This window comes from Proteus sp. G4415, assembly GCF_963896075.1.
GTDB classification, from domain to species: Bacteria; Pseudomonadota; Gammaproteobacteria; order Enterobacterales; family Enterobacteriaceae; genus Proteus; species Proteus mirabilis.
In genome coordinates this window covers 1-9769 of sequence record NZ_CAWQOK010000109.1, presented here as the reverse complement: position 1 = coordinate 9769, position 9769 = coordinate 1, and the positions used below count along the sequence as shown (strand labels likewise).

The following is a 9769-nucleotide window of genomic DNA, read 5'->3' as shown; positions in this document are numbered from 1 at the left end:
CAATCTGGCATTGCTCATGCTGTTTTGGCATAAATAAAGAATGAAATAATATATTGATTTTATATTATATCACTTATCTATATAACGATTTTATAAAACACCGTATTAAAGTAAATTAATCAATTTTTTTAAAGATAATTTGTTATATTTATCAAATTTTTTGCGTATAAAATAAAAATACCACAATCAAGAGAGCATATGTGGTATTTTATATTGGTATAAACGTTCGGTAAAATAATCGCGATGATTATTTTACGCGTGATACATATTCACCAGAACGCGTATCCACTTTAATCACTTCACCGATTTGTACGAACAGAGGTACTTTAACCACAGCGCCAGTGCTTAATGTTGCTGGTTTACCGCCTGTACCCGCAGTATCCCCTTTCAGACCTGGATCGGTATCAACGATTTCTAACTCAACAAAGTTTGGTGGAACAACAGCAATAGGACGATTATCCCACAGTGTAACGATACACTCTGCTTGGTCAATCAACCATTTAGCATTTTCGCCAACCGCTTTTTCGTCTGCAGCTAATTGTTCAAAGGTTTCGTTGTTCATGAAATGCCAGAACTCACCATCGTTGTACAGGTAAGTTAAGTTGATATCCATGACATCTGCACCCTCAGCAGAATCAGTAGATTTGAAGGTTTTTTCCAGTAATTTGTTAGAAATCAGTTTACGCAGACGCACACGAGCAAATGCCTGACCTTTACCTGGTTTCACAAATTCACATTCAGTAATGACGGCTGGCTCGCCATCTAACATGATTTTAAGACCTGAACGAAAATCGTTGGTATTATAAGAAGCCATGAATATCCTCTAACTTTTTTAATTTAAAATGGCATAGCCAAAAATGGCACACATTGTAACTCATAATCACACCACCAGAGAAGTCTGGTTAACACAACTCGCGCAGGCAATCAGTGATCCTGTTGAATTACTCCAACTTTTAGCGCTGGAACATCACGCTGAACTACAACGGGGTGCTCAGGCGAGACGACTTTTTCCTTTACGGGTTCCCCGTGAATTCGTTGCGCGCATGAAAAAAGGCGATCCTAACGATCCATTACTTTTACAAGTATTAACTGCACATGCTGAATTTACCCTAACGCCGGGATTCTCTACGGATCCATTAGATGAGCAACAAAATGCGGTGCCGGGTTTATTACATAAATATCAGAATCGTGCATTGCTTTTGGTCAAAGGTGGTTGCGCTGTCAATTGCCGTTACTGTTTCCGACGCCACTTTCCTTACGAAGATAACAAGGGAAACAAAGCTAACTGGCAAAAGGCAATAGAGTATATCAAAAATAACCCAAAACTCGATGAAATCATCTTTTCGGGTGGCGATCCGCTGATGGCCAAAGATGACGAGCTAGATTGGTTAATTACTCAGCTAGAAGCCATCCCCCACATTAAACGTTTACGTATTCACTCTCGTTTACCCGTGGTGATCCCTGCGCGTATTACTCATACGTTATGTCAGCGCTTACAGCAGTCACGTTTACAAAATATTATGGTATTGCATATCAATCATGCAAATGAAATTGATGATGCGTTAAGAGAAGCTTGCTTAAAACTAAAAAATGCCCATGTTACGCTATTAAACCAAGGGGTATTACTGCGAGGGGTTAACGACAATGCCCAAACCCTTGCTGATTTAAGTCGTGCACTATTTGACGCAGGCATTATGCCTTATTACCTTCATGTGCTAGATAAAGTACAGGGAGCGGCTCATTTTATGGTACCTGACAGTGAAGCGCGCGAAATAATGAAATCATTAATGAGTCTTGTCTCTGGCTATATGGTTCCTAAACTCACGCGTGAAATTGGAGGAGAGCCAAGCAAAACCTTGCTTGATTTAGGCTTACGACAAGTATAGTGGATAGGAACTTATAAAATAACATTGAATACCGTTATTTGGCCTAGACAATAGGCCTATCCGGTAAAAATAGTAGTACCTCATAAAAAGCAAATAAGAATGATCGCGTTCTTATTTGCCCAATATTACGTTAATGCATATTACTCGACTAAAATCGCTACATCGACACTGCCCGAGTATCTATCTGCGGGAATATTACTATTTGCACAAAGATTAAAATATAACGTTTGATTAAAAACTTTAGGCATATAGCATTAACTAATTTATTACTACCGACATAACTTAACGCATCACTGGAATTAGGTTCACAAATAGTATTTTGTTGTTGGCTAGTTAGCGAAGTCACCACATAACCGCTTTCCTGCGCTTTAGTGCCGGTTAATTCCATTCCCGTATTACTTGCCGACTAAGGTATTAAACGGTCTTAATGTGATATGTACATTCCCAGCATAGGGACAATCAACATTTATACTGGCAATATTCTCATCGAGTTTAGTCGGTGTAGCAAAATTTTGTGCTATTTGACTACGGTAATTAATCGATGTTGCTGTTTGTGGCGTCACATCGCAGGCTTTTAATGTATGGACTGTTATCTTTGCACTAGAATCTAAAAAATAAGGCCTAGCATCAATTGAAAATCCAGAACTAATAGCTACATTAAATTGCAAAGAATGATCTCTGGCTAGACTATAATTTCCCGGCTCTAACGCACCAATAGCGTAAACTGAATATCCACTGATAGTGCCAATAGAAAGTAACCATACATTTTTTTATTTGCGGGAACGTCATTACTTTTTGCCTTTACATAACAGCATTGCTGGTTATCACCTTGTTTAACTTAATAATTATAAAAATTATTGACAATTAACGGTCACCATTCTTATTGGGTTTTGTTGTGATACTTCAATCTTTTCAAGCTCTGAATAACTAAATTGACATGAATGTTTGCCCGTATTGTTATTCCAAGTCACCACGACATTCCCATCATTGGGTAACCCACTCATATAAAGAGATTGATAGGCATCAATAATACCGGTATTTACCTGTTTATCTTTTTCATCTGTCAAAGAAGCCATTGCACCAAAAGGTATCGCTATATTTTCCGCTGTTTTTATATCAAAAATAACCTGATAACCCACTTTAGTTTGAAATTGTCTTGCTAAAATAGCCCCTTCGGTTGGATAGACTTTCATTGACGTTTCATTAAGTGTCACATCATCAGGTAATGTGCTGACATTTACGCTAATACTGTTTGTATCATAAGGACTTAATTGAGGGACAATGGCATTACCAAATGTATCTATTTTCACATTTCCATTGATTTCTGCGCCCTTTGCTTTATCTGCGCTCACTATGGCAATACTGTCACCTAACATCCTTGATAATGTCACTCCTTTTGAGTGCAGAACAACACCACCAATAAGGCTACCATTAAAGCTATTTCTATTTTTCCCATAGCTATAACCCCCAGAAAGCGTTCCTTTACTTCCTGAATAACTCATATTCATATTGCCACTATAACTATCTGCCTTGTTATCTGTATTCTGGTAGATACCATAAGAGAGTTGATTATCAAATGCAGAGCCATTTAAACCGGCTTGTTGCGAAGTTCTTCCATCATTGCTATGTGTCAGAAGATAGCTTGCATTCATATTTTGCAAGCCACTTGCATTTGAGAACACACTCAGTGGCATATTCATATTAAAATTAATTTGTCTATTTTCTGGCCATGTATTGTCATCACTTTTTAGGCGAGAAATAGAATAATCTATATTAAATGCAATACCTTTCAGAACAGTGTTATAGCCTAATGTGACACTATTATTAACACGGCTATTCCCCCAATAACGGCTGGTTTCACCACGAAGATACATGGAACCGTATTTTCCTAATGATTGTGAAATTGAAGTTTGAAAACTAGATTTCTGACGTTGGCTTAACCAAGGTGCAATACCTTCTCGCAATTCATAACCTGAGTTATTGTAATCACTAAAGTCATAGTAATCTTTAGTTGAATAACGTAATGCGGTTAAATCAAACGAAGTCCCTGTAGATAATAAACTCTTAGAATAACGAACCCGATATGATTGACCGTGATAAGTTTTATCCAAATTAGCTCTGGCGAGAGTGACGTCCGCAGATAAGGCACCTAATAACCCAAGAGAAACACCCGAACCGATAACACCAGAGGTATAACCATTGGCAATTAATAAACCACCGTATGCAGTGATTGAGTTATTGATACCATAACTAAACGTTCCTAAAGCAAATTTACTTTTTTTGGAATCTGTCGTGATACCACCATCATATTGCCCCGCACTAAACTCATACTCAAATTGCCCTTCACGCAACATGATAGGCAGCGATGAATAGGCTTGTGTATATACACGTTTAGAGCCATCTTCTTCTTCAATGGTTATTTCAAGGTCCCCACCAATACCGCCGGCGGAAATATCATTAATAATAAAATTCCCAGGAGCAACAAAAGATTTATAGATAATTTGACCATTTTGACGAATGGTAACGGTTGCATTGCTGTTGGCAAAACCTCTTACCACAGGAGCATATCCACGCATACTACTTGGTAACATTTGTTGGTTAGTGGCTAAAGAAATCCCCTTTATCGGAATACTTGAAAAAATATTCCCTCCAGTGGTAATTTCACCAATTTTCAGCATTGATTTTAAATAAGCGATATTTCGCATTACATAGGTATTACTAAATTCAGAATCACTTGAAGAACGCTGATCTGAACCACTCGAATTATTATAAGAATAATTTGTTCTTAAACGCCAAGGGCCTATATTTACACCACCATTAAGATTCAAGAAAAAGTTGTTATTATGGCTTGAATAATCACCTGTCGTTCTATTTTTAATAAAGTTAGCCATATAATTAAGGATAACAGCACTCACGCCATCATCTAATAATTCTGCGGGAATTTCACCTTGAAAGCTCTTATCCATATTAACTTGGGGAAAAGATGCATTTAATGTTAATTTATTAATATTAAAGGTTAGCCTTGAATTAGGAATATACGCTTCTATATTATCAATTTCTGTATCTTCGGGTAGATCACTTAGCTTACTTATCGCTGAAACATTAACCCCAAATAGCTTCAAATATTTGATTGTAACAACTGGGACAACTTTACCTTCTTTGTTTGCTTTAAATAAAATTGTCTTTTCACCTAATGGCTCAGTATTAACAAAAACGCTTAAACTATAGTCTCCTGGTGCAATGTAGTCTTCTTTGCTGAAATTACTTAAATCAATATTGTCGTTATTATTTAGTAAAAGATTCGGATCAAAGTAATTATCAGACAATGCGATTTTCGGCATTGCCACAGATAAAACACAAAGATTGATACAAAGAATTTTATGCAACATAGGTTTCATAAACCACCCCAAAGACCACCCATAAATAAGAATTATTGTTAAGTTAATATTCTTTATCTTTTATTATAAAGAAATTTTCATCATTGAATCTCCAACTCAGCTTTCCTTGAACATTTTTAGGTGCTTCAACTGATACTGTAGAGAATGGTTTTACCGTTATTGCTCTACCATCATTTTTTATTTCAACCTCGCCCACTTTTAAATATTCAAAAGTCATATAAAGTGGTGATTTATTATTTATAACTATGTTCTCATTTACCTTTTCAACAATAACATCATCAATAACATCTTTATTTTCCAATGCCATTATTGACTCAGGTCTATAAATTAATTTGAAGAAGAAAGTAGGTGTTATCGTTAGTGACACAGATTTCTTTTCCTCAATTTTACTATCCTTAAGAGGAACTGCTCTAAATGCAATCCAAAATAAGCTTTCTCTGTCTTTTGGTAACGCCATATCATTAGAACCTTCACTAATACGACGAATATTCCAGCTATATTCACTAGAGGGTTCTAAACGATACAAAGGTGGTAAAATCATAAAAGGTGTTCTTTCACGATCTTTATTCACTATAGGTACATTTTTATCATCATCATTAAATAAAATAGAGCTATTAATTAAATAAGCACTATTGTTATTATTTTTTAAAGAGATAGAGATACCTTTTATATCACTTTCCAGATAGATATATCTTTTTACTACAAAAGAAAAACCATTTTTCCCGAAATCTGTTAGATCCACAGTATCGTTTTCTATTTTTTCAACTGCTTTCGATGTGACTGAATAAGATAGAAAAAATAGGCAGAATATGACTATCTGGATAATATTTTTTTTTCTACCTCTTAAAAAAGATAACATTTAGTCACTCCACAATTATTTTATTTTCAAATGTATTTGATAATCCACCAAAATCATCAATATATTGCCAACTAACCTGTTTAATTGATTTATCTATAGCTAAATTGAGTGACGAAAATGGCGCAACCATAGGTGCATTTGCTGATTGATAACTTTTGCCATCGAATTTTAAATTTGATACTGTAAAATAATAAGGTGTTGGGTTATTGACTTGCACATTATTACCTACTTTTTTAAAGGTTATCTTCTTAGCATGACTATCTAGTGATGTTATGGCTAATTCATTTGGTCGATAAAATCCTTTTATGATAATTTTTGTTACCATATTAATTTTTAGTGATAAATCACCACTATTATTTTGTTGCCCTCTTTTTGTTTCAGGTATCAAATATGCAGTGAAAAAAAAGAGTGATTCCCGATCACTTGGCAATGTATCTAAAGAGCGTGGTAAAATTTTTATAGAAACCGATGACTGAGGCTCTAATCGTTTTAACGGTGGCAATACAATAAAATGTTCATCTTTTTTGCCATCTAAATCAGCCGTTATCATATTTTGAGATAAATAAAGATTATCTGTATCATTATTTATTTGTACACTTTGACTTTTATCTCCCTCAGAAAATATAATGCGACTTTGTGACAAAGATAGCCCTGCATAACTATATGATGCAGAAAAAATAAAACAGCTAAAAAGTAATGAAATCGTTTTTAATATATTCATATTTTAATCAATCAGAAAAAAAGCTAAGCACTACTGTTGCCGTAAAAGGGCCAACCTCTGGAGTACATCCCTCTTTTTGACAACGCAACTTTGCTGTTAATGATTTAGTCGAGCTTTCTGAGGTTATATTATCCCACACAACAGAATCATCAGAAGGTTTAAAAACAGAGCTATTATTTACTTTATATGTTTTACTACCACTGTCGTCTGTAAGTTGAACACCAAATGACCCAGAAACATTGTTATTAAAAAAATCTCGAGTTCCGGTTAAAGTAACACCTTGAGATATATAAACGCTCGTTCCACTTAAAGAACTTGTTGAGCAATTAGTTAACGAGATAGGGATCTGTTGACTAATTTTATTATTTTTTATGTCATTAGCACTAACAGAACTAGCCCCTTCACCACTAGTGAAAGTAATATTATCTGGAACAACAATTTCACACGTTTTAGCGAGAAAAACGACTGAAAAATTATATTTCACTGATTGCGCTGCAACTGAAGCCCAACTCGTCAATAATAAACAAAGACTAACTATTAATATTGACACTTTTTTTGTCTGCATAATTAATCCTGAATATATTCAAATAAAATAGTCGCCGTTGAATCACCAGGTGTCATTTTATTATTGTTACGTCTAACAAAATCGACGATGTAGTTAATACTTATCGCTGAATTAGAGTGAGAAGAAAAAGATAACTTTTTATTGTTTTCTAGAATTTGGCAACTCGCATTTTCACCTTCAAGACAGCCTTTTACTAAAAAACCGGTTTGGGTCGTATCGCCTTTTCCATAAAAAACCTGATCTGAATATTCAGTATTCGCGCCTGTTTTTACATTAATCGTGATTTTTTTCTCACTATCAGGTTCATACTCTTTACAATCGATAAGATAAGTAAATTGCTTAGTGCCGAGACTCCCTTTAATAGGCGCCTTTATTGGTGTGTCTTCTGCATCACCAATAGTAAAAAACTGTTCAAATGAGACATGTTTACTCAGCTCATTACTATCGCTAAATTCACAAGTGCCACGTGTTACATTAGCAGAAAAGTTGAGAGTACCATTATTTGCGGATTGACAGTTTACTGCATACACCATCATCGCTAACAATACTGTTCTTTTAAAGTTTTTTATTGTAGACACTTTCTCCGCCTAAATCGTTGATAATATGAATATTAACAGCACCTGTTTTATTACTTACCACATAGTTTTTAGAAGAAAATGGTTCTATCATATTATTAATTTTATTTAATTTTATCGTTTCATTTTTAACGGTAATCTTAAAAAGATTAATATAATAAGGCGTAGGGTTCTCAATACTGATCCCATTAGGCGTTGCTTTTACAACTAATTTATCACCGGCTTCTTTTGGGTTTATCGCTAAATTAATAGGGCGATAAAATACCTTGATAATATTTTCCATCGCTATTTTTATCCCATCTTCATTTTTATTTGTTGATGGGATATTTCGCGAGTGGAAGTAATAAAGTGATTCTCTATCTTTAGGAAGATTTGTTGGTATTATTTGAATTTTTATTGTATTTTCACTTTCCGGAGCTAACCTGAAAATGTTTGGAGTAATAACAAACATACCGCTCAAAGGTGGTGATGAGGTATCCAGTTTTTCGGTTATAAAGTTAGAGACTAAATAAGGTTGTGCATTATTATTTCTAGCGCTAATAGAGGCTGTATTAGTATCCCCATTAATAATAATACGAGTCTGGCTTAAACCGACACCGGCTTGAACCTGAAATGATAAAAATAATACTCCTAAAACACACAACGAAATATATTGAAAAAAGCGTATTTTGTTTACCATCTGCCTATCACCTTATTGCACTGCAACTTTACTATTGGTAGTAAAACAAAATTATGGAAAAGGAATAAATTCCTTTCCCATAACATACTAATATTAGTTATAAGCAACACTAAAGGTTACTGGAACATTAATATCTTGTGCTTTCAGTGAGTCACCAGTTTCTGTAGCAAATAAACCTGCTTTCATAGGAATAATCAGGTTACCTTCACCTTCTGCTTTTAAGTTTTGCAGTTCTGTTGACTCATTTGGTTTCAGTACTACAGAGTTCATTGCAGTTAACTTGATACCAGCTTGAGTTGCACCAGCGCTAGCAAATAATTGCTCATTACCAACTAGGCCATTACCGCTTGCTAATAATTCAATATTAGATACAGTTACAGCAGGATCTTCACCTTCAGCTGGTTTACCAATCTTAGTACAGTTGTTTAACACTAAGTTGAAATCTTTTTCAGATACAGCTTGGTTAATATTTTGAATATCAGTAGTTGCATAAGTACCTAAATCAACACGATCTTGGCTTGCGCTGATATCACAAGTTGCTGCAACTAAACGTGCAGAAAATGTAACGTCTGCGTTTTTAGCGGCCATAACTTGAGTTGATAAAGAACCCATAAGAAGTGCACCAGCAACCATTACGCCTAATTTATTGAATTTCATATTAACTTCTCTTATAAAATAATCTAAAAATTATCAATATCGTAATAATTTAGACCCAACGTATTGTACTAAGCCAACATGTGATCCTTACTATATAAATGATATTGATCCTTACAACGATTGTTTATAACCCATTAATAAAACTAACTTTACATCAAAAATAACATCATATAATGTTGCATTTCTCAGTATTTATTTTTAGCTCATCAGAAAAATGACAAAAATAAACATTGAAATCACAGAAACATCAAATATATATATACTCACTCACTGTATAAAGTAAGCATAATATATTTTTTGAAAAAACAGCGGAGTTATTTAAATCACATAATTAAATCTCACCATATTAAAATATTATTTTAAGCCAAGTTAAAAATTTAATGAGAAATATTAATTCTTAAATCAGTATATTCTCTGAGTTGGGGAAAG

Annotated in this window: 11 protein-coding genes; 1 reads left to right on the top strand and 10 read right to left on the bottom strand. The window is 34.4% G+C overall.

The window, feature by feature from the left end; all coding sequences use genetic code 11:
* Window positions 1-247 precede the first annotated feature (247 nt).
* Window positions 248-814, bottom strand: coding sequence for an elongation factor P (gene efp, locus AACU95_RS12760; RefSeq protein ID WP_004245698.1), 567 nt, complete (start codon window positions 812-814; stop codon window positions 248-250).
* A 43-nt stretch (window positions 815-857) separates the two neighbouring features.
* Here efp and epmB point away from each other — a divergent pair, with 43 nt between their 5' ends.
* Complete coding sequence (gene epmB / locus AACU95_RS12755; protein WP_049218695.1) at window positions 858-1886, top strand: EF-P beta-lysylation protein EpmB; 1029 nt, start codon at window positions 858-860, stop codon at window positions 1884-1886.
* A gap of 157 nt (window positions 1887-2043) precedes the next feature.
* On the opposite strand, the gene AACU95_RS12750 is transcribed toward epmB, so the two are convergent.
* The 9 genes from AACU95_RS12750 to AACU95_RS12710 form a co-directional block, all read right to left on the bottom strand.
* A complete protein-coding gene (locus tag AACU95_RS12750) occupies window positions 2044-2274 on the bottom strand; it encodes a hypothetical protein (protein WP_017628523.1) in 231 nt (76 codons plus the stop codon).
* A 7-nt stretch (window positions 2275-2281) separates the two neighbouring features.
* Window positions 2282-2449: a hypothetical protein gene (locus AACU95_RS12745; RefSeq protein WP_155116706.1), complete on the bottom strand. Its 168-nt coding sequence runs from the start codon at window positions 2447-2449 to the stop codon at window positions 2282-2284.
* A gap of 291 nt (window positions 2450-2740) precedes the next feature.
* Entirely contained in the window at window positions 2741-5284 is a 2544-nt protein-coding gene (locus AACU95_RS12740; RefSeq protein ID WP_141192302.1) for a fimbria/pilus outer membrane usher protein, read from the bottom strand.
* A 43-nt stretch (window positions 5285-5327) separates the two neighbouring features.
* Window positions 5328-6143: a fimbrial biogenesis chaperone gene (locus tag AACU95_RS12735; protein ID WP_004249275.1), complete on the bottom strand. Its 816-nt coding sequence runs from the start codon at window positions 6141-6143 to the stop codon at window positions 5328-5330.
* 4 nt (window positions 6144-6147) lie between these two features.
* Complete coding sequence (locus AACU95_RS12730) at window positions 6148-6864, bottom strand: fimbrial biogenesis chaperone (RefSeq protein ID WP_012368423.1); 717 nt, start codon at window positions 6862-6864, stop codon at window positions 6148-6150.
* Window positions 6865-6871: 7 nt separating this feature from the next.
* The gene (locus AACU95_RS12725; protein WP_004245710.1) at window positions 6872-7429 is read right to left on the bottom strand and encodes a fimbrial protein; all 558 of its coding nucleotides are present in this window, start codon (window positions 7427-7429) and stop codon (window positions 6872-6874) included.
* Between the two features lie 2 nt (window positions 7430-7431).
* Window positions 7432-8007 carry a fimbrial protein gene (locus tag AACU95_RS12720; RefSeq protein ID WP_004245711.1) on the bottom strand — a complete coding sequence of 192 codons (576 nt, stop codon included), beginning with the start codon at window positions 8005-8007 and terminating at the stop codon, window positions 7432-7434.
* Window positions 7985-8683 carry a fimbrial biogenesis chaperone gene (locus AACU95_RS12715; RefSeq protein WP_004249271.1) on the bottom strand — a complete coding sequence of 233 codons (699 nt, stop codon included), beginning with the start codon at window positions 8681-8683 and terminating at the stop codon, window positions 7985-7987. The genes AACU95_RS12720 and AACU95_RS12715 overlap by 23 nt, the downstream gene beginning before the upstream one ends.
* 93 nt (window positions 8684-8776) lie before the next feature.
* Window positions 8777-9340 (bottom strand): fimbrial protein, encoded by a 564-nt coding sequence (locus tag AACU95_RS12710; protein ID WP_004245713.1) that lies wholly within the window; start codon window positions 9338-9340, stop codon window positions 8777-8779.
* Window positions 9341-9769 lie beyond the last annotated feature (429 nt).

What these genes read in the sequence shown, in the direction of transcription:
- efp (WP_004245698.1), bottom strand. Translation starts at nt 814, where the DNA reads ATGGCTTCTTATAATACCAACGATTTTCGTTCAGGTCTTAAAATCATG.
- epmB (WP_049218695.1), top strand. Translation starts at nt 858, where the DNA reads ATGGCACACATTGTAACTCATAATCACACCACCAGAGAAGTCTGGTTA.
- AACU95_RS12750 (WP_017628523.1), bottom strand. Translation starts at nt 2,274, where the DNA reads ATGGAATTAACCGGCACTAAAGCGCAGGAAAGCGGTTATGTGGTGACT.
- AACU95_RS12740 (WP_141192302.1), bottom strand. Translation starts at nt 5,284, where the DNA reads ATGAAACCTATGTTGCATAAAATTCTTTGTATCAATCTTTGTGTTTTA.
- AACU95_RS12735 (WP_004249275.1), bottom strand. Translation starts at nt 6,143, where the DNA reads ATGTTATCTTTTTTAAGAGGTAGAAAAAAAAATATTATCCAGATAGTC.
- AACU95_RS12730 (WP_012368423.1), bottom strand. Translation starts at nt 6,864, where the DNA reads ATGAATATATTAAAAACGATTTCATTACTTTTTAGCTGTTTTATTTTT.
- AACU95_RS12725 (WP_004245710.1), bottom strand. Translation starts at nt 7,429, where the DNA reads ATGCAGACAAAAAAAGTGTCAATATTAATAGTTAGTCTTTGTTTATTA.
- AACU95_RS12715 (WP_004249271.1), bottom strand. Translation starts at nt 8,683, where the DNA reads ATGGTAAACAAAATACGCTTTTTTCAATATATTTCGTTGTGTGTTTTA.
- AACU95_RS12710 (WP_004245713.1), bottom strand. Translation starts at nt 9,340, where the DNA reads ATGAAATTCAATAAATTAGGCGTAATGGTTGCTGGTGCACTTCTTATG.